This window comes from Amphibacillus cookii, from assembly GCF_016908375.1.
Lineage (GTDB): Bacteria > Bacillota > Bacilli > Bacillales > Amphibacillaceae > Amphibacillus_C > Amphibacillus_C cookii.
In genome coordinates, this window is the sequence record NZ_JAFBDS010000001.1 from 533,592 (window position 1) to 559,798 (window position 26,207).

General features: G+C 37.4%; 23 protein-coding genes and 1 riboswitch. Of the genes, 17 read left to right on the plus strand and 6 right to left on the minus strand.

The window, feature by feature from the left end; translation table 11 throughout:
• Positions 1 to 38: 38 nt before the first annotated feature.
• From JOE23_RS02340 to JOE23_RS02355, 4 genes are all read right to left on the minus strand, one after another.
• Positions 39 to 1,991 carry an FtsX-like permease family protein gene (locus tag JOE23_RS02340; RefSeq protein WP_204435677.1) on the minus strand — a complete coding sequence of 651 codons (1,953 nt, stop codon included), beginning with the start codon at positions 1,989 to 1,991 and terminating at the stop codon, positions 39 to 41.
• The gene (locus JOE23_RS02345) at positions 1,981 to 2,742 is read right to left on the minus strand and encodes an ABC transporter ATP-binding protein (RefSeq protein ID WP_204435678.1); all 762 of its coding nucleotides are present in this window, start codon (positions 2,740 to 2,742) and stop codon (positions 1,981 to 1,983) included. The genes JOE23_RS02340 and JOE23_RS02345 overlap by 11 nt, the downstream gene beginning before the upstream one ends.
• Positions 2,743 to 2,845: 103 nt before the next feature.
• Positions 2,846 to 3,832: an ATP-binding protein gene (locus tag JOE23_RS02350; protein WP_204435679.1), complete on the minus strand. Its 987-nt coding sequence runs from the start codon at positions 3,830 to 3,832 to the stop codon at positions 2,846 to 2,848.
• Positions 3,825 to 4,520 carry a response regulator gene (locus JOE23_RS02355; protein ID WP_204435680.1) on the minus strand — a complete coding sequence of 232 codons (696 nt, stop codon included), beginning with the start codon at positions 4,518 to 4,520 and terminating at the stop codon, positions 3,825 to 3,827. The genes JOE23_RS02350 and JOE23_RS02355 overlap by 8 nt, the downstream gene beginning before the upstream one ends.
• Positions 4,521 to 4,927: 407 nt before the next feature.
• Here JOE23_RS02355 and JOE23_RS02360 point away from each other — a divergent pair, with 407 nt between their 5' ends.
• Entirely contained in the window at positions 4,928 to 6,562 is a 1,635-nt protein-coding gene (locus tag JOE23_RS02360) for an RICIN domain-containing protein (protein WP_204435681.1), read from the plus strand.
• Positions 6,563 to 6,598: 36 nt separating this feature from the next.
• Here JOE23_RS02360 and JOE23_RS02365 read toward each other — a convergent pair whose 3' ends face one another.
• Positions 6,599 to 7,393, minus strand: coding sequence for a putative periplasmic lipoprotein (locus JOE23_RS02365; protein ID WP_204435682.1), 795 nt, complete (start codon positions 7,391 to 7,393; stop codon positions 6,599 to 6,601).
• A gap of 202 nt (positions 7,394 to 7,595) precedes the next feature.
• Between JOE23_RS02365 and JOE23_RS02370 the strand changes: the two genes are divergently transcribed.
• The 3 genes from JOE23_RS02370 to JOE23_RS02380 all read left to right on the plus strand — a co-directional run bounded on the left by JOE23_RS02370 (position 7,596) and on the right by JOE23_RS02380 (position 13,829).
• Entirely contained in the window at positions 7,596 to 8,531 is a 936-nt protein-coding gene (locus JOE23_RS02370) for an MBL fold metallo-hydrolase (RefSeq protein WP_204435683.1), read from the plus strand.
• A 99-nt stretch (positions 8,532 to 8,630) separates the two neighbouring features.
• Complete coding sequence (locus tag JOE23_RS02375; protein ID WP_204435684.1) at positions 8,631 to 9,299, plus strand: reverse transcriptase-like protein; 669 nt, start codon at positions 8,631 to 8,633, stop codon at positions 9,297 to 9,299.
• A 945-nt stretch (positions 9,300 to 10,244) separates the two neighbouring features.
• Positions 10,245 to 13,829 (plus strand): endo-1,4-beta-xylanase, encoded by a 3,585-nt coding sequence (locus tag JOE23_RS02380; protein ID WP_204435685.1) that lies wholly within the window; start codon positions 10,245 to 10,247, stop codon positions 13,827 to 13,829.
• Positions 13,830 to 13,930: 101 nt separating this feature from the next.
• Here JOE23_RS02380 and JOE23_RS02385 read toward each other — a convergent pair whose 3' ends face one another.
• A complete protein-coding gene (locus JOE23_RS02385; RefSeq protein ID WP_338021883.1) occupies positions 13,931 to 14,542 on the minus strand; it encodes a Maf family protein in 612 nt (203 codons plus the stop codon).
• A gap of 190 nt (positions 14,543 to 14,732) precedes the next feature.
• Between JOE23_RS02385 and JOE23_RS02390 the strand changes: the two genes are divergently transcribed.
• The 13 genes from JOE23_RS02390 to JOE23_RS02450 all read left to right on the plus strand — a co-directional run bounded on the left by JOE23_RS02390 (position 14,733) and on the right by JOE23_RS02450 (position 25,975).
• The gene (locus tag JOE23_RS02390) at positions 14,733 to 15,353 is read left to right on the plus strand and encodes a TetR/AcrR family transcriptional regulator (RefSeq protein ID WP_204435686.1); all 621 of its coding nucleotides are present in this window, start codon (positions 14,733 to 14,735) and stop codon (positions 15,351 to 15,353) included.
• A gap of 119 nt (positions 15,354 to 15,472) precedes the next feature.
• Positions 15,473 to 16,327, plus strand: coding sequence for an ABC transporter ATP-binding protein (locus JOE23_RS02395; protein WP_204435687.1), 855 nt, complete (start codon positions 15,473 to 15,475; stop codon positions 16,325 to 16,327).
• Positions 16,324 to 17,046, plus strand: a complete 723-nt coding sequence (locus tag JOE23_RS02400; RefSeq protein WP_204435688.1) for a fluoroquinolone export ABC transporter permease subunit — start codon at positions 16,324 to 16,326, stop codon at positions 17,044 to 17,046. The genes JOE23_RS02395 and JOE23_RS02400 overlap by 4 nt, the downstream gene beginning before the upstream one ends.
• Positions 17,043 to 17,792, plus strand: coding sequence for a hypothetical protein (locus tag JOE23_RS02405; protein WP_204435689.1), 750 nt, complete (start codon positions 17,043 to 17,045; stop codon positions 17,790 to 17,792). Before JOE23_RS02400 ends, JOE23_RS02405 begins: the two co-directional genes overlap by 4 nt.
• A gap of 62 nt (positions 17,793 to 17,854) precedes the next feature.
• A riboswitch (TPP riboswitch) is annotated at positions 17,855 to 17,966 on the plus strand.
• Positions 17,967 to 18,075: 109 nt separating this feature from the next.
• Positions 18,076 to 19,044, plus strand: a complete 969-nt coding sequence (locus tag JOE23_RS02410) for an ABC transporter substrate-binding protein (protein ID WP_204435690.1) — start codon at positions 18,076 to 18,078, stop codon at positions 19,042 to 19,044.
• A gap of 23 nt (positions 19,045 to 19,067) precedes the next feature.
• The gene (locus tag JOE23_RS02415; protein ID WP_204435691.1) at positions 19,068 to 19,838 is read left to right on the plus strand and encodes an ABC transporter permease; all 771 of its coding nucleotides are present in this window, start codon (positions 19,068 to 19,070) and stop codon (positions 19,836 to 19,838) included.
• Positions 19,831 to 20,568 (plus strand): ABC transporter ATP-binding protein, encoded by a 738-nt coding sequence (locus JOE23_RS02420; protein WP_204435692.1) that lies wholly within the window; start codon positions 19,831 to 19,833, stop codon positions 20,566 to 20,568. Before JOE23_RS02415 ends, JOE23_RS02420 begins: the two co-directional genes overlap by 8 nt.
• Before the next feature lie 260 nt (positions 20,569 to 20,828).
• A complete protein-coding gene (locus JOE23_RS02425) occupies positions 20,829 to 21,314 on the plus strand; it encodes a sigma-70 family RNA polymerase sigma factor (protein WP_204435693.1) in 486 nt (161 codons plus the stop codon).
• Positions 21,315 to 21,792: 478 nt separating this feature from the next.
• The gene (locus JOE23_RS02430; protein ID WP_204435694.1) at positions 21,793 to 22,503 is read left to right on the plus strand and encodes a hypothetical protein; all 711 of its coding nucleotides are present in this window, start codon (positions 21,793 to 21,795) and stop codon (positions 22,501 to 22,503) included.
• On the plus strand, positions 22,496 to 22,879 hold the full coding sequence (locus JOE23_RS02435; protein ID WP_204435695.1) for a DUF6792 domain-containing protein: 384 nt from the start codon (positions 22,496 to 22,498) through the stop codon (positions 22,877 to 22,879). The genes JOE23_RS02430 and JOE23_RS02435 overlap by 8 nt, the downstream gene beginning before the upstream one ends.
• A gap of 151 nt (positions 22,880 to 23,030) precedes the next feature.
• Positions 23,031 to 23,729 carry a hypothetical protein gene (locus JOE23_RS02440; protein WP_204435696.1) on the plus strand — a complete coding sequence of 233 codons (699 nt, stop codon included), beginning with the start codon at positions 23,031 to 23,033 and terminating at the stop codon, positions 23,727 to 23,729.
• The gene (locus JOE23_RS02445) at positions 23,722 to 25,626 is read left to right on the plus strand and encodes a DUF6792 domain-containing protein (protein WP_204435697.1); all 1,905 of its coding nucleotides are present in this window, start codon (positions 23,722 to 23,724) and stop codon (positions 25,624 to 25,626) included. Before JOE23_RS02440 ends, JOE23_RS02445 begins: the two co-directional genes overlap by 8 nt.
• Before the next feature lies 1 nt (position 25,627).
• Complete coding sequence (locus tag JOE23_RS02450) at positions 25,628 to 25,975, plus strand: hypothetical protein (RefSeq protein ID WP_204435698.1); 348 nt, start codon at positions 25,628 to 25,630, stop codon at positions 25,973 to 25,975.
• Positions 25,976 to 26,207: the final 232 nt, after the last annotated feature.

The window sequence follows — 26,207 nt, forward strand, 5'->3', positions numbered from 1 at the left end:
AAAAAGCTTTCGGTATAAGAAACCGAAAGCTTTTTATCTTATAAAGATTTATTAATCACTTCTTTATAGTAGTTAACAGATAACAAACCAAAGCCTGAATAGAGAACCGTATAGATCACCATTACGATTAACATTGGTGTCCAAAGCTCTGTCCCAAAGAAAAACCAGCCTGATTTAACTGCAAAGTAACTATGCGATAATCCAAGGATAAGCGGAATACCGAAATTAACGATTTGTTTTATTTGGATTCCTTTAATCAAGTCATGTTTGGTATAGCCGATTTTTCTTAAAATCGTATAGTTTGACTTCTCATCTTCGCTCTCGTCCATCTGCTTAAAGTACAAAATACAACCAGATGTTATGAGAAAGGTTAAGCCTAAAAAGCCAACAATAAACATGGCTAGTCCCATGCTTTCTTTTTGCCCTTGACTCATGTCGACACGGGATAATGGATCAGATTCAGCTTCGAAATCATCAATTAAATGGTTGAAAAGCGTATTAGCATCGTCAAGTTGTGATCGATCCGTAATATTTACAGCAAAAAAAACATTATAATCAACCTGTAAAGCCTCATCTTGATGAACTTGTAATTGTTCAAAAGTGCTTTGATTAACTATACCTACTGGTAAGCCACCATTCGTTAATAAATAGGAAAGAATTGCTTTATTTTCTCGTCCTGTATAATGTTGGTCTATTGTTGCATCAGGTGTTACCCAAGAGATAACTCCATCATCCTTAAGGGTTAGCATCGTTTCCATTAGCACACTTGCACCAGCAAAACGGGTCTCACCTTCAGCTATATCAATATCCTCAACTTGATCTGCTGATATCACAGGTAAGTTCAAAGGCATTTCATCGATGTTTTGTTGAATAAATTCGGTTTCTGCAATATTCTCCACATCCGCTTCTACATATATAACATCTCGCTGTATTCGATTAAAGGGAATATTAGCTTCTTCCAAAGTATGAGTAAATAGATCAACTGTTTGTTCAGTCGTAAATGAAAAATCGCCAGCTACATTTTGCAGTGCCATTTGTTCAGCTGAATAATAAGTAATGTAACTGAGTGATAGTAAACCGATCGATAAGGCGGATACGGTGGTTACGATCGTTAATAACAAGGCGTTTGATTTCATGCGAAACATAAGTGATGATAGGCTTAACACATGATTGATCGTTAAATAACCATTTCGTTGTTTCCGCATTATATTAAGGATAAAGCTAACCGTTCCCTTGAAAAAGAAATACGTTCCAATAATTACTGAAGCTAAAATAAAAATCATCGCCAAAAACAAATGGTTCAGACCTGCAAAATCCCCATCAAACAGGCGTTGTGAAACGTAATAACCGGATCCAATACTAAGCAAACCTAATAGTCCAATGATCACTTCCAACCAAGCAAAGCGTTTAACTCGGTGTTCTGTAGATTTTAATACGGTAAACAATTGGAGAATCGTGTTCTTTAGAATAAATAAATAGTTGGTAAAGCAAATACATACAAAGATAATGCAAAAAATGATTAAGGTTTGTTGTAAAGCTTCGGCTGAAAAGTGGAGGGAAGCCATGTCATCCACTCCGGTAATTTTAAATAAAATCATCATAATCAGCTTAGATGAGATAAAGCCAATGCCTATCCCAAAAGCCAGTGAACTAAAATATAAGATGCTGTTTTCAATTGTTAAAATTCGAAAGATCTCTTTTTTATTCATCCCAATAAGTTGAAACAGGCCAATTTCTTGACTACGTCGCTTAATAAAAATACGGTTAGCATATAATAAAAAGACAGCTACGATGATAAACAAGAGAACGGAAGCTGACCGAATGCCTGCTTCTCCTTTTATCGATCCACTTACTTGATCCATAGAAGGATCATATTGCAATGTCACAAAAGAAAAATAAAGCGCCACACTAAATATTAAGGCAAGAACGTATAAATAGTAGTTTTTAACATTTTGTTTCAAATTCTGAATGATTAAACGATTAATACTCATGGGGCACCCCACTTAATACAGCTTGCGTCTTCATAATATCTTGATAGAACCTTTGCCGATTTTGATCGCCTTTATTTAATTGAGTATAAACTTGCCCATCTTTAATAAAGATAACGCGTTTTGAAAAGCTAGCTGCTGTCATATCATGTGTGACCATGACAATCGTTGCTTTACGCTGTTGATTGAGTTCACTTAATAGGTTTAGTAAATCAGCTGCGGCCTTTGAATCAAGAGCGCCAGTCGGCTCATCTGCAAATATAATAGAAGGTTGATGAATGAAGGCGCGTGCTGCTGATGTACGCTGTTTTTGTCCGCCCGAAATTTGGTTAGGATAATGGTTAGCAATTTCCTTTAAACCAAGCTGACTTGCTAGTGTATCAAATTTTTCTTGTGCTTGTTTTTTAGAAAGACCAGCAATTGATAAAGGTAAAAGAATATTTTCTTTCACGGTTAAGGTATCAAGTAAATGATAATCTTGAAAAATAAAGCCGAGATGTTGTTTGCGAAATATGGCAAGTTGTTTTTCTTTTAGTTTTGTCATATCTTGATCTTCGATTTGTAATGCACCACTTGTCAATTTGTCTATTGATGAGAGCACATTTAATAGGGTTGTTTTTCCTGAGCCAGATGCGCCCATAATACTAACGAATTCACCCTCTTCTATGGCTAGATCTATTCCTTTCAATACCTCTTGTCTATTAAATTTATTTCCATAGGATTTATGGATCTTTTCTGCTTTTAGTATTGTCAATTTACTGCACTCCTCTATGTGATAATAACTAAAGTATAAGCTTTTATTGAAAGTCATGCGTTTGAATTGGCTAACAAAAACGACAAAGCATGTGACATCTTTGTCACATGCTTGATAGCTCCAGAAACGCATTTCGGTTAGGGAAGGTTAGCGTAAAATTCGTTCCTACATCCAACGTTGCGTTCACATCAATCGTTATGTGGAGCGAGGAAGCAACTTTTCTAGCTAAGTATAGCCCCATGCCTGTTGAGGCTTGGTTAGAGTGGGTTGATGTTGAAGTAAAGCCTTTATCAAAGATCCTTGGTAAATCTTGTGAAGCAATTCCTTGACCGTAATCTTGAATGGAGAGCTTCTTATGCTGATCTTCTTGATACAATTTGATTTCAATTGTGGAATTATCACTATATTTTATCGCATTTATAACGATTTGCCGGATAATAAAGGCTAGCCATTTCCCATCACTAATAACTTCTGAATCGCTGAGGTCTAAATCAAACCCAATCTTTTTTTGCTGACACCATGTATAGAGTGGTTTAATTTCTTCTATTAAAAGGGGAGATAGATCAACGGTTTCAATGTACAAATCATTTTCAATAGCAGGCATGCGCCTAAGATGTAGCTGTTGGTCAAGCAATAAGTGTAGGCGCAACCACTCATAATGTAAGCTCTGTTTCACTGATCGATCATTAACACGATCAATAACGAGCTGAAGGGCAGTTAAAGGTGTCTTTACTTCATGAATCCATGCTAATAATTGATCTTTTTCTTGTTCGATTTCAATGTGATTTGTTGATAAATGTTGTTCATATTGATTTGAAATAGTCGTTAAGTAATCTGTAACAATCGATTGAAAAGGGGTAACGGGATGATGGGCATCGATGCCATCTTTTAACTTTTTATAAAAACGGGTTTCTCGTTGATAACGGACAATGATAAATATGACTAAAAAAATGAATGATAATAAAACAACATATAGGATACCTTCTAAAGAAAGTGTCGGATCAATCGAAGCGATTAATATACTAAGAAATTGTAATCCGATAATAAATGTGATCCAACTGCTTCGTTCTAGTAAATAGGTTCTAAACACAATCATTCTCCTCGCCTAAAGCCATATAACCCTGCCCTACTTTTGTTTCAATAAATCGATCAAGCGCAATCGATTCAAGTTTATATCTTAATCGATTAACATTTACTGTTAGCGTATTATCACTAATAAATCGACTATCTTTCCATAACATTTCTATTAATTGATCCCGACTTACAATTTTATTTTTTTTACTAAGTAAGGCGTGTAAGATAAACGCTTCGTTTTTCGTTAACTCTATTGAGTGTTCATTAGTTTCAATGGTATTTCTTTCAAAGTCAATCGTAGCCCCATGCCATGTTTTCATATGATTCGTTTCTGCATTATAATTATAAACACGTCGCAATATTGCTTGGATTTTTGCAATTAACACATCAAAATGAAAAGGTTTTTGGATGTAATCATCTGCGCCAAGCTGCATCGACATCACCATATCCGTGGGGTGATCGCGTGACGATAGGAAGATGATCGGCACTTTAGAGTGCGAGCGGATCATCCGGCACCAATGAAACCCATCAAATTGTGGTAATTGGATATCGATAATAACAAGGTCTGGATTGACATCGGTAAAACGCTCCATGACTTGATTGAAGTCCTCAACGGTGTGTACATCATAATTCCAAGTCGATAAGCGCTCTTTAATTTCTTGACATAAAGTAAAATCATCTTCGATTAATAAGATTTTTAACACGATCTTCACCACACATTTCAATTAACACTTTTCTTATATTGTAACGAAAAATAGCTAGACTAGCTATTGTTTTATAAAACTGTTAAGTCACTTTAACGAGCGGATTTTTAACGGTTTAATCGTTGCTATTATAGTTATTAATATTTTTAATATGTTCCAATATTGAAATGTGACTTCTTCCTTTTTTACCAATAAATCGATCATGTTGTTTGCCAATTTTCTCGTTTAAGTCTTACGCCACATTAGTGTCTCCTAGTAGGGTTTCGTTAACCATTTTCTCAGAAAAATAAAGGAAGTATTAGACAATGTGTGGAATATATTTAATATTTCCTTTTCTAACTTCTATCTTTGTAAGCGCTTATTTTTGGAGGGGATTGTTAAATTCAAATGAATAGGAGGAAAGGTAAATGCAACGAAGTAAACGTATTAAGGTGATGGTGGTGTTAAGTGTTCTCGTTATTCTGATGGTTTTTAACGGTAAAACGGTAGATCTTCATGCACAAGAAGTCGTTAATGCAAGAGATTTTGGTATGACACCAGGCGTTCAAGCTTCGCAAACAGAAGCATTACATGCAGCAATGCGACATTTTTATGATCGTGGTGTGGAAGGAACGGTTTATATTCCGGCTGGAACGTATGCAATTAATGAGGCTGTTCGTTTTCATGCGGGTGTCAATCTCGTTGGTGATGGCATTGGACAAACCGTTTTAAAAAAGGTAGGCACAAGCAATAATTATGTAGTCGGTAATCCTATTTTGCCAAGGGGTTCGAATCGCTTAAATGCGACAGTTTCAAACCTGACGATTGATGGTGATCGCAATAATCGAGCAAACCAAGGATTGGGTCAAATAGGTGGTATGAATATTGATGCAGACGTAAGTCATTTAACTTTAGAGCAGATTGAAGTGCGAGATGTAACGATTGGCTTATTGTTGCGTCGCCTAAAGAACTCAACCGTTAGGGATAGTATTATTGATCAATCAAGTGGACACGGAATCGCATTTGGTAGTGAGAATCATCCGGTTGGTGATGTCCATGATAACTTGATTACGGGTAATCGGATTACCAATTCAACTGGTGGGAGTGGGATTAACTTATCCCGTGCTACACGCACCACCGTTACCTATAATCAAGTGATTAATACTGTACAACAAAGTGATAGCTACGGTGGCATCCGTATTCCAAATGATGGTGCCTATAATACCGTTGAGTATAATGTAATTGAAAATTATCCGCGTGGTATTTTTGTTCTGACCGGTGCTCAACATAATACAATATCAAAAAATACGGTCATCAACTCTAGGATTCACGGTGTGTTGATTCAGTCGGATAACAATACATTAACGGATAATGTTATTCAGCAACTGGACCCGAATTTAAATATTGAATCTATCATTCGTTTAGCTCCAGGCAGTGGCAATCAAATTCGCGGAAATAAAATAGAGACGTTTGCTAACTTTAGTAATCCTGGCATTCGATTAACAGGTGGATCAAATAATAATACGATTAGAGATAATCAAATTGATACCCACGGTACGGCAGTAAGCATAGAAGGCGGAAGTGGCAATACCAATACAAATAATACAAGGTTAGCCAATCCGATTCAGTTTGATAGTCAAGCAAGTTATGAGCTTGTTAATCGAAATAGCGGTAAATTATTAGAAGTCGTTAATGCTGGAACAAATCCAGGTGATAATGTTCAACAATGGCAACGTAATTTCCATCCTTGTCAGCGGTGGCGAGTGGTTAGAAATAATGCAGGGTACTATGAGCTTATTAATCGAAATAGTAATCATGCACTTGAAGTGTTTGATTGGAATACAGCAAATGGTGGAAATATTGTTCAGTGGAGTCATTTAGGTGGAACGAATCAGCAATGGACCATTGAAAGAACCAGTGATGGTTATTATACATTAGTCAATCGATTTAGTGGCAAGGCTTTGGATGCACACAATCGTTCTGTACAAGATGGTGGCAATATCGTCCAATGGGATTTAAATCATGGCTTTAATCAGCAATGGAATATAATTAAGGTACAATAAGAATGAAGAAGCGGGAGAGATCTCCGGCTTCTTTTTTTAATCTGTTTTTGTAAAAAACTCGTAGATACGCTCATCGTTTTGATCGGTAGCTGAAATGGTATATTCTGCATGTGGCATGTCGTCACTTGTTCGAATACAGTTAATTATGTCAGCAACTTTCTCTTCCATATTAAAGTCATTACCATAGGGTTGTTCGACATCTAAGCTTATCCGTGGATAGTAAGGCTCATCAGAAGCATTTGTTTTTGGTAGATAAGTAGCTAATAATTGATCATAATATGCCGGATTATTAAACTTTCCTTGATTATAATCAGCTGATAGGACGCGATACAATGCAATTTGCTCTTGTTTGTATTGATGGTGATAAGATGTAATGGCACGAATCGAGATTGTTTCAACTGAGACATTTGGGTCAAATGCTTTAAGCTGCTCTAATGCTGGCTGGTACTTTTCACTATAAATATGTTGAATAAGAAAATCACCTAAATAATCTAACCCGTTTCTTCCGTAATCGAGACTAATTCCCTTAATTTCTCGAGGATTTCCATCAATATACACATAAGCAGTAAAACTAAATTCAGGTTTACCGACTGTTGTCACCGGAACAGCGATGCGTTGATCATTAAGCATCGGCAAGCCTGAATCCCAATCAAATTTCATTTTCTTTATATTGGGTTCAATTTCCAAGTGAAAGGTTTCTTGACCTTGGCGAACAATCTCATCACTAATTATCTCTTTTTGTTCTTTATCTCGAATAAATGCTCTTGATTCCTTTGAAACACAACCGGTTAAGAAAAGTGCCACTAAAAGAAGAATCACCGTTTTTTTCATAATTATCTCCCCTAACAGGCTAATAGCTTACCATTTTATTCGTTGAAAATCGTCTAGCTTTTTTCCTAAAAAATAAAAAAATAGGTTATGGAGAAACTAAACTAGGGAATAAGAATCAAGTGGAAAATAAATAAGGATATCCTTTACATTTCTAAAATGGATTTGCTAAGCTATTAATTAAAAGAATAGATGGAGGTTTATCATGACGAATCAACCAGATATCAGTATCATCGATTTAAATGATTTAAATTTACCGGAACGAACAGGCTCATACATATTACACGCTGAAAAGCTAACACTAATTGAAACCAGTGCCAGTCCTTCGATTCCTTATTTACTAGCAGGACTTAACGATTTAAATATTGATCCAGCAGATATTAGTTATATTATTGTGACACATATTCATCTCGATCATGCCGGTGGTGTCGGCTTGTTACTTGAATCTTGTCCCAATGCTAAAGTCATTGTTCATCCACGTGGTAAACGACATTTGAATGACCCATCGAAATTAATTCAAGGGGCAAAAGCCGTGTATGGTGATCAATTTGACCAGTTATTTGATCCAATTGTACCGGTCCCATCAGACCATTTAATCGCGAAAGCTGACCTAGACCGCTTGGAAATTAGTAACGATCGGACCTTAACTTTTTATGATACGCCAGGACATGCCAAACATCACTTTTCAATCCATGATAGTAAAAGTAATGCTATTTTCACAGGTGATACATTAGGGATTCGTTATCCGATATCAATGACAAATGGAACTGAGCTTATTTTGCCATCAACCTCACCGAATCAATTTGACCCTAATGCGATGTTGGCCTCTATGAAACGGATTCGCGAATTAAATGTTGATGCCATCTATTTTGGCCATTATGGTAAATCAGATTATCCCGATCATGTCTATCATCAATTATCGCAATGGTTAAATCGGTATTTAAGAATAAGTGAAACAATTATTAAAGCACATCCAGAGCGATCTGTTGAAGACCAGACAGAAGCGATTGCTGAGGCTTTATTTAACAGAGTTGAAGTGGAATCGGATATTAGTGACCCAACTGTTTTTGACTATATTCGGCTTGACTTGAACATTTCTGCTCAAGGGATTGTTGATTTTATCACAGATAACCGTCGGTAAACCGCCTGGCACAAAGGGAAGCAGTGATGATCTATTAAGGCGGGAGGTAACGGACGCTCATGTCCTGATTCACTCAACGAAATGTGGAGGAGAAGTAACTTGAAGGTAACTTTACATGTTAATTATCAGACACCTAATCATGTTGAAACGCTTTTTCAATCACAGCAACTGTCCATCTCTGAAGCGATTATCATTGCTGAAGATTTCATCAAAACAGGTCGAGTGAAGGCACTGCATTTTGAAGATCCATATGATACGACCTTAACGTTGAAAGAGATAAAGCAATACTTGGAAAAGTTTAAGCAAGATCCTCATGATGTCACCCTTTATTTTGATGGTGGTTTTGATCATACAAATGGCATGTCTGGGCTTGGCATAGTGATTTATTATTACGAGAATAATAAATGCTTTCGCTTACGAAAGAATGCACGTGTGCGTGAATTAACATCAAACAATGAAGCCGAGTATGCTGCATTAGAATTAGCCATTCGTGAATTAGAAAGCATGTCGATTCATCACCAGGATATAACGATACGCGGTGATGCTAAAGTAGTAATTAATCAGCTGTTAGGTGAATGGCCATGCCTAGATCCTGTTTTAAATCAGTGGATCGATCGAATCGAGGCACGGCTTGAACAATGCCATTTAAAGCCTAGTTATGACGTCATTGGAAGAAAATTGAACCAAGAAGCAGACCGTCTAGCCTCACAAGCATTAAATAAAACATATATTGAAAGCATGGCAGAAATCGAAAATAACCGATCGTGAGTGGCTGATTTTGACGACTTCATTGCTTAAATGGCTTGAATTTAACCGGAGTAGCTACTGACGTAAAAGTAAATATACATGGATAGAATTTGAGGTGAATGATCAAATCAATGGTCATTCGCTTTTTTTGTTCGCCCATGCTGGGCGAACGCTAACGGGTGAAAGTCCCGAGTACGACCTAGTAGCGGTAAGTACATAGCTAAAGGCAAGGGTGTCCAAGGCGACGTGGAATCTGAAGGAATCCCAAGCCATACAAGTAAAGGGGGAACCCGTACAGCTTACTCTTGGATACTTACGAATAAGAGATTAGCCAAATTCGTCCTAATCTCTTGTGTAGAACATTACAACAAAGTACATGCTTAGTATGAAATTGAACCGCTGTATACGGATCTGTACGTACGGTGGTGTGAGAGGTCAAGGCTGGGACAAAACTAAACAGAAGTAATGAAAATCTGAACAATCTGGACAAAGCGCAGGAAAAATACGAAGACTCCTGTGGGAATAGCACGAGCTGAAGATCCACTGTGTGAAGCGTTTTTCTTCACACAGTTAGCTGAAGCCGTGCCCACGGAAAGCGAAGTATTTTTCCGAAGCGTCATCTGTTCTCAGATATTTATGTTCGGATTTTACCTTTCTAATGACGCTTTTGTCCCAATCTCTCCTACTCGCTGTGTGATTATTGAAGGTGAGCGATCATTTTTGGAAGAAAAGCACGGTTGTATATGTAGCTTTCAGACTTTATAGGTGTCAATCATGCCACGCCTATACTTTTTAAGTCTATCATTTGTAAATGGTTATAGTTTGTAAGGGTTGATATATAATACTTGGGGTTCCTTTTTATGTAAGCGCTTTATAAAATGGTAGGTGTAATTGAAATACAGTGAGTGAGGAGGTCGGCGTGTTAGCTTTATTGATCTGATCTAATCATTGAGGAGGATAATTCGAGTGAAAAGTGGTCGAGGAAAAGGATTCATTAACTTTATTGTTTGTTTGTTATTGCTAACTCCTTTTTTAAATTTTAGACTTGAGCTGATCAAAGCAATGGAACAAACAACTGCTGAGCAACCAAGTATCATCTATCAAGAGACTTTTGCAAATGGTTTAGGTGTTATTGAGCAAGCTGGAGACGCTAGCTTAGAAGTCGTGAGTAAAGCATTTGAAGGTAACGATAATGATCAAGCTGTTTATGTTAGTGATAGACTCAATAATTGGGATGGTTTTGATATTAAGTTTACCGATGCTGGCATGGAAGACGGTGACACATATACGATAACGGTGTTAGGATTTATCGATGAAGATGAGAAAGTTAGCGATGACTCACAAGTTTATCTGCAAGCGATTAATAGTTATGACTGGATTGCTGGAGCAGACTTAAGGGCAGGTTATAGCTTTACATTAACGGGTCAATATACAGTCGATCGTAGCCAAGACACTGCTGTGCGCATCCAATCTAACACGACAGCGGCTGATGTTCCATTTTATATTGGACATATTGTCGTTGAACAGTCATCAACAGATAATGACGATAGAGTAGATCAACGTCCTCCTGCTCAAGACTTTACGATTATAGACTTTGAAGATCAAACATCTGGTGGCTTTGAAAGACGTGGAGATACAGAAGTACTTACGGTAACGGATGAAGAAAACTATACACCAGACGGTCGTTACGCATTAAAAGTGACTGAAAGAACCGAGAATTGGCATGGACCAGCTTTACGAATAGAACCTTATATTGATATTGGACACCAATATGATATATCCGTCTGGGTGAAGCTAGATAGCCCTGCTAATGCACAACTTCAATTATCTACCCAGATCGGAAGTGATAATCAGGCTAGCTATCACACGATTCATAGTAAAACGATCCAGTCGTCAGATGGTTGGGTTCAATTAGAAGGAAGTTATCGCTACAATAGCGCTGCCGATGAGTATGTCGCCATTTATATCGAAAGTTCGGAGCATCGTACAGCCTCTTTTTACATTGATGATATAACCATTGAACGGTCTGACACGGAGAATATTGATATTGAAAGAGATCTGACACCGATTAAAGACGTTTATAAGGATGACTTTTTAATTGGCAATGCGGTATCAGCTAATGATTTACAAGGGTCGAGACTCGAGCTTTTGACGATGCATCATCAATTAGTCACTGCTGAAAATGTAATGAAACCGGATTATGCTTACAATGCCGATAGGGCATTTGATTTTCAAAGTTCTAATCAGCTCGTTGAACAAATAGTAGAGCAAGACTTACTGCTCCACGGCCATGTGCTGGTTTGGCATCAACAATCACCAGAATGGCTCCATTCAGATCAAGATGGTCAACCATTAAGCCGATCCGAAGCATTGGCCAACTTGGAACGACATATTGAAAACGTATTAATCAATTACGGGGAACACGCAATGTCTTGGGATGTCGTCAATGAAGCCATGCTGGATAATCCGTCCAACCCCTCAGATTGGCGTGCGGCTTTACGAAGATCTGGTTGGTACCATGCGATTGGTGATGATTACGTTGAACAAGCTTTTCTTATCGCCAAAAGGGTAATCGATGAAAACGGCTGGGATATTAAGCTTTACTACAATGATTATAATGATGACAACCAAAACAAAGCAGAAGCGATTTATCAAATGGTTAAAGAAATCAATGAAAATTATGCAGCATCACATCATGGTGATCGTCTTATTGACGGTATTGGTATGCAAGGACATTACAATTTAAATACAAATCCTGCAAATGTTCGCCTCTCTATTGAAAAATTTATTTCACTTGGGGTTGAAATAGGGGTGACCGAACTTGATATTATGGCAGGTAATGATCATGTCTTAACAGATGAACAAGCAAATGCACAGGCTTATTTATATGCGCGTTTGTTTCAAATTTATAAGCAGTATGCTAATCATATTTCGCGTGTGACGTTTTGGGGATTGAATGATGGATCAAGTTGGAGATCGGAACAGACTCCACTGGTGTTTGACGGAGATTTACAAGCCAAACCAGCTTATTATGCGATTATCGACCCGGATACATTTATCGAATCTTATGAAGTAGAAGAAACGGAGGCAAACCAAGGTAAAGCAATCTATGGAACACCGATTATCGACGGTGAGATCGATCCAATATGGGAGGATGCTCCGCCATTAGCGGTCAATCGTTATCAAATGGCATGGCAGGGGGCAACTGGAGTCGCTCGGGTGTTGTGGGATCAAGATCATTTATATGTATTATTCGAGGTCAATGGTGTTGAATTCGACAAGTCAAGTGATCATCCTTGGGAGCAAGATTCGGTTGAAGTATTTATTGATGAAAATAATCATAAGACCACTTTTTATCAAGAGGATGATGGTCAATATCGGGTAAACTTTGATAATGAAACATCGTTTAGCCCAACCCACATTAGTGAAGGATTTGAATCTGCAACCCGTGTTGATCGAGAGGGAAATAGCTATACGGTTGAAATGAAGATTCCATTCAGAACGATTAATCCTGAAGTCAAGCAATCGATCGGTTTTGATCTGCAAATAAATGATGCTAAGGATGGTGCGCGTCAAAGCATTGCAACATGGAATGATACGACAGGTCAAGCGTTCCAAGATCCGTCAGTTTTTGGTGTGCTCACTTTGGTAGAAGCGACCGAAGACCAAGAACAACAACCGAAAGAAATCGTCATCGATGCTAATAAAACGGTTTCTGTTTTGGCTAACCAAAAGGTTATTGTACGTGATCGAGATATTTCGATTAAAATGCCTGAAGATTTACCACGCGGTACTAAGATTCGTGTTACATTAATTGAAGATTTAATTGATGCGATTTCTAAGCAAAATAGACCACTAAAAAAAGCTGGGGATGTGGTAACCGTAGACCTTGTTTTTCCTGATGGTGATCAAGACTATCGAGGGGCATTTATCCTTGAATTAGCTTATGATCAGGACCTTGATTTTGCTTCGATTTTTTATCAAGATCAAGCATCAAATAGATGGGAACGGCGTGGTGGCAAACGAAACCCTGAGACAGGTATCATCACGTTAACGGTTCCTGGTTTTTCGACTTATGGTGTTTTTGTTGATAATCTGGAAGCGGTTATTGAGGATTTAGACGATCAGATTAGGAAATTAATTGAAAGATTAGAACAACTTGAAAAGCAAGGTTATCCTACCACTCACTTACGTCAACTAATAACGGATTTAGAACATGATATTGATCAACTACATGCCGATATTGACAACCTCGATCAATCAATAACGGAACTATTAACCCGTTTACAAGCGCTAGAAACGGAACTTAATAACCTTGAGGATGACTTAAAAGATAATGACTCTCCACCAGCTGATCAAGAAACAGACGTAGAGAAAATCTCAGATGACAAGGATTTAAATCAAGATAATCAGATAGTGACTACAGGTGAAATATTACCAGCTACCGCCACATCATTATATAACTATTTATTGCTAGGTGCTTTAATATTGATTGCCGGTCTTGGGCTATATCTTTACTATTACTATCGAAAAAAACAAAAAATGCAATAACAACGAAAAGAGAAGTGACGCGCTCGTCATTTCTCTTTATTACTTTGCTTTTACAGTAGATGAAGCACACCACATCTGCGATAACCAATGTTGGAAAGGGACTAGAAGGCTTTTAGTTTTTGTAAAATATGTGATATAGGTAAGCCCATCACATTGTAGTAATCACCATCAATTTTCCTAACAAATTGAGCACCAAGACTTTGGATGCCATAGCCCCCTGCTTTATCATACGCATCATTGGATTCAAGATAGCTATTAATTTCTTGGTCGTTAAGTGGCCAGAACTCAACAACTGTTTTTTCTACAAAGCCACTTTCAAACTGCATTGATCGTAACATGACCCCTGTGTAAACCGTGTGTACGGTTCCACTTAAAGCCTTTAACATCGTGAATGCTTCCGTCTTACTGTTTGGTTTTTCAAATATCCTATGATTGAACGAAACCACTGTATCGGCAGTTAAAATAACTTCTTGTTTATCTAAAATTTGTAGATCGTCGTTTTTCAATTTAGCAAGTGTCGCTACTTTTTCAATGGGATCTTGTAATTGAACTTGCGATTCGTCAACGTCTGGAATACGGAGCTCAAATGGTAATTGAACAATTTTTAATATGTCTTGGCGTCGTGGAGAAGATGAACCTAATATTAATTTTACTGAGTCGTTGATTGTTAAAGCACCGCCGCATCTTTTTTGATGATTTTCTTGGTTTGTTATAAAGGTTTAGGTGTTAAGGAGTCTTTTTCATATATTATATCAATATCTTTAAAAGATAAAACACCCTCGGTTGAGAAAAGAACGATTAATTAGAGCGTTTTTCAGTACGCACTAAATATAACTATTGACTATCTATGAACATATGAATAAAATGATAATGTATTCATATAAATGGAATGAGGATTTAACCATGTCACCTAGAGGCTTTTCAGAGCAAGAACGTGAGCGTATTGATCAGGCGTTAAAAAAGACGGGTCGTCATTTGTTTGAAACAGTGGGGATAAACAAGACAAGCATAAAAGATTTGACTGATCAAACAGGCATCGCCCAAGGCTCATTTTATAAATTTTTCAGTTCAAAAGAGCATTTATATTTCAGTTTATTAGAGGAAGATGAACAAGCGATTCATGACAAACTAGCAGATGAATTTGCTCGTACCCCCGTTATAAATCAACAGGCTTTCTGTACCCTCCTGAAAACGGGTATTGATTTAATCGAAGGATATCCACTAGTCAAACAGATTCTGCTTACAGATCAATTCCAAGCGCTAGTAAGTCGTTTGCCAAGTGAAGTTTTAACCGAACACTTTCAAAAAGATTCTATGTTTTTTGCACGTGTATTTGAACAATGGAAAAATGACAATCTTATTGATAGACAACTAACGACGAACGTCATTGCAGCAGCGATGCGTTCAATTGTTATTCTGTTAGCGCATAAGCGAGAAATAGGCGAAGCTGTTTTTGATGAGGTATTAAATTTATTAATTGAAGGTTTAGCAAGTCGATTGTTTACCACAGATAACCGTTCGTAAACCGCCCGCGATAAAATAGATACTAGAGAATCTATTTAGACGGGCACTAATTGGGAAAGGACGAAACGTCACCCTGCTGTGAAGTGTCGTTTTATAAATAACGAAGGGATTGAAAAGGAATGATACATGTTTGTGATTTGAGCTTTACTTATCCAAAGGCGAGCAAACCTTCATTGACAAATCTTAATTTTTCCGTTAACAAAGGAGAAATATTTGGTATTTTAGGTCCTTCGGGAGCTGGTAAAAGCACGCTGCAAAAGGTTCTATTGGGTGTGTTGCCGGGTTATAGTGGTACTGTTGAGGTGATGGGGCAGCATGCGAATCGGTTAACATCAGATTTCTATCAGCAACTTGGCGTATCATTTGAAGTGCCCAACTTTTATCAAAAGTTTACGGTCATTGAGAACTTGACGTTTTTTCGTTCCTTTTACCAAAACCATACGATTGACATAATAACCTTGCTCGAGGCGGTCAACCTCATTGAAGCTAAGGATCAACGTGTTAGCAATCTCTCAAAGGGGATGAAAATGCGCCTAAATATTTGCCGGGCTTTTTTACATGATCCGGATCTTATTTTTTTAGATGAGCCAACTGCTGGCTTAGATCCTGTTAATACTAAAGATGTCATGACTTTGATTAAACAAAAGCAAGCAGAAGGAAAAACACTGATCATCAATACGCATAACATGCAAGTTGCTGAATATTTATGTGATCGAGTCGCTTTTATTGTAGATGGTGAAATAAAAGAGGTTGTTAAACCGAAAGTAGATCTTGATCAGACAAATGATAAATCTATCCGTATCACTTATCGGCAAGATCGAACACAAAAAACAAAAACATTCCCACTTAATAACCTAGGAGATAATCACGATTTTTTAGCGATTCTTAGTTTGAATACGATTACTGCAATAGAAACAGAACAACAAAGTCTTGAGCAGTTATTTATTGAGGTGACAGGGAGGGGATTGGAATGATTCATAAATTGCTTATCCAAGATATAAAATTTCAATTTAGGCACGGTTTTTACTATGCCTACCTTGTTGTGACACTCGTATATATTGGCCTTTTATTATTACTTCCCTATCCATTTAGAGTGCCACTTACGTTACTGGTTGTCTTTACTGATCCAGCAGCTTTGGGTTTCTTTTTTGTTGGCGCAATCCTATTGCTTGAACGCAACCAGCATTTATTAACCTATATCTTTATTACACCCATTCGAATCAACGTGTTCCTTTTTTCAAAATTACTTTCACTTTTTCTCATTAGTCTATTAACAAGTGTCATCATTGTTATGGTAGTGACCGGTTCCACCACTTCTTATTTGCAATTAGTAAGTGTGTTGTTATTAACAAGCTGCTTTTTTACATTATGTGGTTTATTCTTAGCGGTAACCGCTCAAACGCTAAATCATTTTTTGTTTCAAGCGATTCTATTAATGATTGGTTTATATTTACCATTGTTCAGTTACTTTCAAATATGGGACCTATCATTCATGCATGTGTTCCCTACATATTCAGCGGTATTTTTATTGCAAGGTGCTTTACAGGGAGGATGGCCATATTTGAATCAATCCTTCTTGATTCATACGAGTTTGCTACTTGTTTGGAATATGGTTGCTTTTTTCTTAACTTCTCAGCGTTTCAAACGTCATATGTTACCGAACCAAGGTGATGGGAAGGAGCTATCTTTATGAAAAAACAATGGGGTGAATTTGTAAAAGCAGATCTTAAAAATGTTTATCGTGATCCTATGCTTGGGCTCGTTTTGCTGATTCCGGTCTTTATGGATTTACTAGTTAGGTTTGGTTTGCCTTGGTTAGACTTACAATTACATGAATTTTTAACATTTTCGATACTTGATCATCTTCACTTTATTAAAACGATGGTAGTCGTGCTGACCCCATTAATGATGGGAATGGTAATAGGTTTGCTATTACTTGATGAAAAAGACGATGGCATCTTAGATTATTTTGCCATCACCCCTTTTAAAAAATGGGGGTACCTTATTTATCGGATTACGATTCCGGCCTTACTAACCTTTGTCGTCACCCTTTTTCAAGCGATGTTTTTCTTTCATTCAAATGATGTGAATGGGCTGGGATTAGCTTTAGCGCTGATGTTAAGTTCGTTAATCGGCAGCTTAATTACAATGTATTTAGCTGTACTAGCTAAAAATAAAGTGGAGGGTATGGCCTATGCAAAACTTATTTCCATTTTCATGGCTGGACCGATCATTTGTTATATGATTGAATCGGTATGGACAATTTTTGCCTACATCTTACCATTCACATGGGTCTCCGCGTTGATTTATCAGATGACCAGTGGGATGACTGCAAATTTATTTTTAATTGAAAATAAGTTGCTCCTCTTTATTGGTGGCGGTTTAACAGGTGGACTTTGGCTACTCTTTTTCTATCAGAAACTAATGAAAACCGTTTAGTTTTCAAAAAAAGGGTTGAATCCTTTTCTTTTTTCAGTCACAATAGATATGACAATTAAATTAAAAAGATGTAGGGGGACTGGTGTTGCCGGTTGAGATAGTATCCATAGAAGATACTGACCCTTTGAACCTGATCTGGTTGAGACCAGCGTAGGGAACATAGGTTAACACGATTATGATGTGATAATTTATGCGCCTAGGCTTTGCTTAGGCGCTTTTCAATTGTTTATCTTTGTCGTGATACGATTATGTTCCTCCCTACCAAAAAAGGAGGACTTTTTTTATGAGAAAAATTTGGCTAGTGATGTTTTTACTTATCTTAGTTGGCTGTGAGCAAGCGCAAGAGACAGCTGCAAGTGCACAACTGTCTGTGATGCTTGATTGGACACCGAATACGAACCATACAGGGCTTTATGTTGCCCAAGAACAGGGCTACTTTGAAGCAGAAGGATTAGATGTTGAAATATTGCTCCCTGGACAAACGGGTGCCGACCAAGTGGTTGCTTCAGGGCAAGCTGATATTGGTATTGGGTCACAACAAGCGGTGACGTTGGCGCGTGCCCAAGATGTACCGATTGTATCTGTTGCAGCGATTATTCAACACAATACATCTGGCTTTGCTGCCCCTGTAGATCGATCGATAGCCTCACCAAGTGATTTTGAAGGAAAGACGTATGGTGGATGGGGTGATCCCATTGAGGAAGCGATGTTGGATGCGTTGATGATGAGAGATCAAGCGGATATTGATCAAGTAGAGATCATCAACATTGGACAAGCTGATTTCTTTACTGCAGTAGAGCGCGAAGTGGATTTTGCCTGGATTTACTACGGATGGACCGGAATTGAAGCTGAAGTGCGCGGCATTGATTTAGATATCTTATATTTAACCGATTATGCAGAAGAACTGGATTATTATACACCGGTCTTTTTCGCGAATGAAAAGTTAATTGATGAAGATCCGGAAATGATAGAGAAATTTGTCGCAGCAGTTGCTAAAGGCTACCAAGATGCGATTCAAGATCCAGATCAAGCGGCTGGTATTTTACTTGATGCCGTCCCTGATTTGGATGAGGAACTTGTTTATGCTAGCCAAGCATGGTTGGCTGACTGGTATCAAGCAGAAGCTGATCAGTGGGGGATCCAACAATTAGAGGTATGGCAAAACTATGCGAATTGGTTAGATGATAATGGTTTAATCGAGCATAATCCAGATGTTAGTAAAGCTTTTACGAATCAATTTTTACCTGAGTAATCAGAGTGTTAGGAGCTGAATTGATGGGTTTATCAATAAAAAAATCATTAGCCCCATTCCTATTTATCATCATATTGCTTGTGATTTGGGAGCTTGCCACACGTATGTTAGCTATTCCAACTTGGTTATTACCAGCGCCAAGTTTAATTAGTAAAGAAATGATCACAAGTTGGCCTACGTTTCAACAGCATTTCTTTGCAACGACACAACTGGCGGTGATCGGCTTTATCATAGGGGTTAGCTTTGGCTTATTGCTTGCTCTTATGTTACACATGTTTCCCCGGATTAGGGCGACTATTTATCCGTTGTTAATCATGTCGCAAAACATTCCGATCATCGTATTAGCTCCACTACTTGTGATTTGGTTTGGGTTCGGTATTTTCCCGAAAATTTTAGTGATTATTTTGGTTTGTTTTTTCCCAATTGTGATTGCAACATTAGATGGATTAGCACAAACGCATCACGAGTTAATGCATTATATGCAGATGGCTGGTGCATCGAAGCAACAGATTTTCTTTAAGTTAGAATTTCCCCACGCTTTAGCAGCTATATTTTCAGGAGTAAAGATTGCGGCGACATATAGTGTGATGGGAGCGGTAATCTCTGAATGGCTAGGTGCTAATCGCGGTATTGGTTTATATATGACGCTCGCACAATCCTCATTTCGAACAGATCGTGTCTTTGTAGCGATCGTATTTATTATGTTGTTATGCTTATGCTTTTTCACAATTATTTTAGCGATCGAGCACCTATTAGTGAAAGGGACAAAGAAAGGATCGGCAGAGTATGAGTAACTTAGTTATTAAACAATTATCAAAATCATTTGGTTCCAAAATAGTACTTGATCAGCTTTGCTTTGATGTCAAATTAGGAGAATTTGTCTCGATTCTTGGACCGTCCGGAAGTGGTAAAAGCACTTTATTCCACCTTATCGGAGGACGCTATCTTCCAGATCAAGGAGATATCTTAATCGACAATAAGTCTATTGTTGGTCAAGCGGGGCAAATGAGCTATATGCCACAAAGTCCCTCCCTGTTTCCTTGGCGCACGATAAGGGAAAATATCGTGTTAGGGGCAGAGTTAAAAGGCAAGCCTGATTTAGCCTTAGCAGAGCAAATGTTGAAGAAAGCGGGTTTAACTGAAGTAGCCGATGCCTATCCAAGCGCGCTTTCTGGTGGAATGAAACAACGGGCGGCTTTTATTCGCGCCTTGTTAAGTCCACAGGATTTACTTTGTTTGGATGAACCTTTCTCAGCACTAGATGAATTTACCCGATTAGATATGCAAAATTGGCTATTATCGATTTGGCAAACCTATCGGAAGTCTGTTTTATTTATTACTCATAGTATCGAAGAAGCCCTATATTTATCTGATCGCATTGTCATTTTAAGTACAAATCCTGCGCGAATAAAAGCTGTATTCGAACCGAAATTTGAAAGACCACGAGCGCCTGAGTTATTATTGACCGATGATTTTCTTGCTTGGAAACGTCGCGTTTACCAAACCATTAAAGCAGATCATTAACAAGCGAAGGCACTATTAGTGTCTTCTTTTTTTGGGCTTTTAGCGAATCATCCAATAAAACGACGACTTGATTAGCGAAAAAGTAAGTAATGGAGATTGATTCGTTAGCATTCGCCACCATTCAAGTCAAAATCGACAAGATCTGATAGCGAATGGCCTACCAATCTTGCCCTTTTAATCATATGTATTAATGGGTAGTTAACGATATACTAGCTTCACCGCGGAATAACATGTCAGGTACCTGCTTTTAGGAGCACATGATGGAGCGAGACTTTACCAAACTATTAAACGATTTTGAACCGATGATCTTTCATCTTTTGAACAAGTATCAAGTGTGTGACCATGACGATGAATTTTATCAAGAATTAACCATCACATTATGGTTAGCCTCAATACACTATCAACCAGGAAAAACGAAATTCTCAACATATGTCTACAACAAGATGCGTTATCGCTTGTTGGACTTGTTTAGAAAACACCACCGAACACAGCGACAAGACCAGAAAATCTATCATGAAACACAATCAAACGCTATTTATTATGAAAGCGGCTATGAGCATGATTATATTCTTCTTAACCAAATTAAATCACGTTTAACAGCCAAGGAATGGACTTGGTTTCAAGGTGCAATTTTACAAGGTAAGACGTTAGTTCAAATTGGACAAGATAGCCATGTCACGGCGAATGCCGTTAAGCATTGGAAACGAAAAGCAGTGAAAAAAATCATTCCGATTATTACAAGTTAAAACAAGTGATCTGCAAAACCGTTTAAATTCTCCCTTTCACTTTTAAGCAGGAATGATGGTAAGGCAGTGTATCTTGGCAAAAACGTAATTGAACTAAAAAAAAGAGTGCAATGTTAGCAAAATAAAACGAACGTTCAATTAAGGGATGTTATCGTTCTTTTCTTAAAGGATTGGTCGTTAGGTGAATTAAGATGTTAGCGTCCGTTAGCTCCCACCCAAATAGAAGCGTTCTGTTCTCTATTTTGAGGTGGGCTTTTTACGGACGGCTATCTATGATAAACAGTGATTGAATCAAACATGTTGTGAACATCATATTGAGGACTACTTATTGATTAAATGATAGCATTAAAAATAACAGGTAGTGTATCTTTGATATTTTGGCCTTTATCCCTATTTTCCTTAATTATCTCATGCTATAAAATGTAAGAGGTATTGCAATCCTTCTTACATTTTATAGATAAAGCAATGGAGGTATTTTATGAAACAAACGATTATAGGTCTTTTTTGTTTAATGTTATTAACAACTGGTCAGTTCAATCAAGATGTCCGCCCCAAAGATATCGATCCAGAAGATTTACCAGACGTTCCCGCATTTCAAGACGAAGCGACCCGTGAATTTCTCGTATCGACTGAAGAAGTTGAGCCGGGTTTTTATTTAATGGAGTCTAGATTAGAAGGTTATCAGATGTTGTTTCCAGCAGGTGGTCGATATCTTCAAGATATTTCATCGATTAGGAATCAAGGGAATGTGGAAACTGTTACATTTGAGGATTTTGATGAGGAAATTGAAATTAAGATAAGCGGTCAAGTTAAATATCATAGAAATCAATCATATTTAGAGAATTCAGATTTATCTGATCCGGAATTCATGATAGATATAATAAGGGGAAGAAACGGTTATGAAGGTGATTTTGAGAAAAGAGAGAGAGCCGATAAGGTAATATATTATGGAGAAGAGCCTATCACCTTTGAAGAGGAGGGGCATATTTCAGAAGCTTACGGGTATGTTGGTTATATAGAATCTAATGAAAAAAAATATTTGGCAATTGATTATAATTTCTTTATTTTATGTTTTAATGACAATGAAGAAATATGTTCGAAAGAGATAAATGCGAAACAAAAACAGATCGAGAAAATGATCGATTCAATAACCTTTATTTATCAAGAGGAAGTTGATCGCGATGAGTAAAGATCTTTTAGAAAATGAAATCGTTAAATTAAGAATCATTGAATTAGAATATACTTACCGGAATGCGTTTGATACGACTGATAAAGTTAAACTTGATCAAGCCAAGGCGGAGTTTGAAGCAGATGTACGTAGGATTTATCTTGAAGAAACACGGGAACACTTACCGGATCGTATTGAGATTTATCCGTCTAGTGAATTAATTAAATATAATGATGACGTATCTGAAACTATTCGCCAATCAGGTTATGATGGCACGGCGATTTACTTATCTGATTCTGATAATCAGATCAATCAAGTCCATATAATTTCACAAGGCAGTGTCGGTCAGGAAGATTGGTTAGATCACTGTTTAAAGTATTGCTTATTTGGCTTATAGATTTATTGACCTGTTAAAAAAGACCTAGTTTTTAGTTGTCGCCTTCCAAATTTAGTCTTTATCCCTATGTATCTGATGTGTTCGATAGTATAGAATATAAGAATCAATGTTAAGTGAAAGCTATATTTGCATAGATATACGGAGGGTCAAGATGAAGAAAATGATTGCTTTTATCGGTTTATTTTATTTGCTGTTAGGAGGTTGCCAAATGAACCAAGATGTCCGCCCAAAAGATATCGATCCAGAAGATTTACCAGACGTTCCCGCATTTCAAGACGAAGCGACCCGTGCATTTCTCGTATCGACTGAGGAAGTTGAGCCAGGTTTTTATTTAATGGAATCTAAAGTAGAAGGTTTTCAGATGTTGTTTCCAGCAGGTGGTGTATATCTTCAAGACATTTCATCGATTACTAATCAAGGAAATGTGGAAACTTTTACATTTGAGGATTTTAATGAAGAGATCAACGTTAAGGTAGTGGGGCAGATAAGATATCAACAAGATCAATCATATTTAGCCGATTTAAATGATATGCTAGTTGTTGTGAGGGGGAGAACCGGATTTGAAGGTGATTTTCGAAGAAGAGAAACATCAGATGAAATTATTTTTTTTGGAAGTGAACCGCGCACGTTTCAAGAGGAAGGTTATATATCAGAAGCATATGCTCATGTTGGTTACATAGAATCAAAAGAAAAAGATTTTTTAGCGATTGATTATAATTTCTCTATTTTATGTTTTAATGACGATGAAGATGTATGTTCGAAAGAGATAAATGCGAAACAAAAACAGGTCGAGAAAATGATTGATTCAATAACCTTTATTCATCAAGAGGAAGTTGATCGCGATGAGTAAGGATCTTTTAGAAAATGAAATTGTTAAATTAAGAATCATTGAACTAGAATATACTTACCGGAATGCGTTTGATACGACTGACAAAGTTAAACTTGATCAAGCCAAGGTAGATTTCGAAGCAGATGTACGCCGAATATATCTTGAAGAAACACGCCAATATTTGCCGGATCATATTGAAATTTATCCGTCAAGCGAGTTAATCAAATATAATGATGACCTACCAGAGGATATTCGCCAATCAGGTTATGATGGCACGGCGATTTATGTGTCTGATCCTGATAACCAAATCAACCAAGTCCATATTATTTCGCAAGGCAGTGTCGGAACCGAAGATTGGTTAGACAACTTTTTCAATATTTTTCTTGGAATTGATGGAAAACAACTAGATGCAACTAGGGTTTTTGTTAACAAAGTTAACTCAAAAGTGCCAGATAATGAAGATTTATTAACTTTTGCCTTAGGCCATTCAAAAGCTTTTAATAATAATTTAATGGTACAGCTTACAGAAGGTATATTTGAAGCGGTTTATGGTGTTAATGGGGCACAAGTGGGAATAACACAAATTATAGAGATGGACCAACGGTTACGTGAACATTTAGAAAATAAATTCGGTGCAAATTTTTCTTCCGTCCCCATCAATGACCTCCGCCGTGCGATCATCGAGTATTACGACAACAAAGGCGTTACCGACAATATCATTCACCGGATTTCTGAAGATGATCCGCTTTATGGGGTTTCGGGAATTGGTAACTTTGTTTTATTTGGATTTGATGAAGCGATGTTGATTGATACCCATCCAGAAGTGAAGGGTCTACGAACGATTATCGATCAATTTGATGAAGCTGATGTTCGTAAAATCCAACAGTTCCTTCGCCAATATCGAGACGATTATCAGCTTAATGGCCCTGAAGGTTTTCTCAAAGCCATGACGGGGATTGATATAGAGCTGATTAATCAATTTATTGAGGCTGAAGGATGGAAAGAAAGTGTAGCGATCGGCTGGAATAATTTTGATGATTTAATGACTATGATCAATACCGTTGTAGAAAAAATTCCTAGCTTTCTGGCGATTGCCAATGTGGTCGTTGACAATGCGGATACGATCATTGATGGGTTGTTAGAGAATGGCTATATTGATCAAAAAACAAGTGAAAAACTACGAACTGAAATCGAATCAATTAAATTAAATTTAGAGAAGATCGAGACCAATATTGACCATTTGGAAAACTTAGGTCCAAATCAAGAAGGTATAGCCATTGCTCTTATGCTGGATATCTATGATAACGTTATGGAAAGCTGGGATTCATTAAACGTCATACACGAAGAATTAGCAGACGCACTCGACCTGATTGAGTCTGGTCACAAGATTGAGCCGATTTTAAACCAATTAGCTGAAGAAACTGGTGTGAGCTATAGTGGTGGTGACCTTCATTATGGTGGGTCACGTTCATCAGATCAAGAGATTAAATGGAACATTACATCAGTCGTTCGTCTTTATCAAAAGGGACTAGCGAAACTGGAGGAAATGGAAGAATCGATTCAAAAGTATGGTAACCAATACGAAGGTGAGATTAATGAAGATTTTGATTTAAAAAATCAAGCACTTCAGCGACAAATTGACTATATGGAAGAGAATCCTTCCCTCTTCCAAAACGACTTTAGCTTATATTTTGCTAACCGTAACTATGCTTATGGTTTGGGCAAGTTAGTAAAAATCGATGTGCAAGAAGAGATGCCGACACCCGCTCTACCAGAGCATGAGCTGATTACAAAGGAACTGAAGGCACAAACCACGGTATATCGAAATTATTTAACGCATGTTCGTGAAAAAGTAGAAGAACTATTTGAAGAAGAGTATAACGTTTCTCAATTATTTGATTTTCAAATGGGAGGTTAGGATGGACCAACTCACATATAATATAGATATGATCGCAGCTAAGTATCGTTTTTTACAAGATGATACGATGCTTGAAAAAGTGCAACGTTTAGACCGTTCGATAGAAGAAATACATGATCAGTTTACTGAGTTGAAAGATTTAATTATTGATGAAGTGGACAAACAAAGTGGAGAAGTTGCAGAAACAATTATAAAAGAAACTAAGGGGAAAATATTTATAACAAGTCAAGTGTTTTCAGAAGTTCAAGTGATGCAGCGTCAAGATGTCTTCAGTTATCGAGATATTGTTGAGACATTACGTGAGCAACGGGTTATATTACATTATCAAACGCCTTTACCGCCATCATAATTATTTTATTACAGATAACCGTCTCTAAAATACTCAGCTCAAAATAGAGAGCAGAGGTAAATCTATTAAGGTGGGGGCACTCATGCTCTGATTCACTCAACACCCACCGTGATTGAAAGTTCGTTTTATAGTTAAAAGCCCAAAACAGGGCTTTTTTAATTGGTTAAATAATGGCATTTGAGTTGAATCAAATCGCTAATATGATAAAATGAATGTAATTCTACACTGTAAG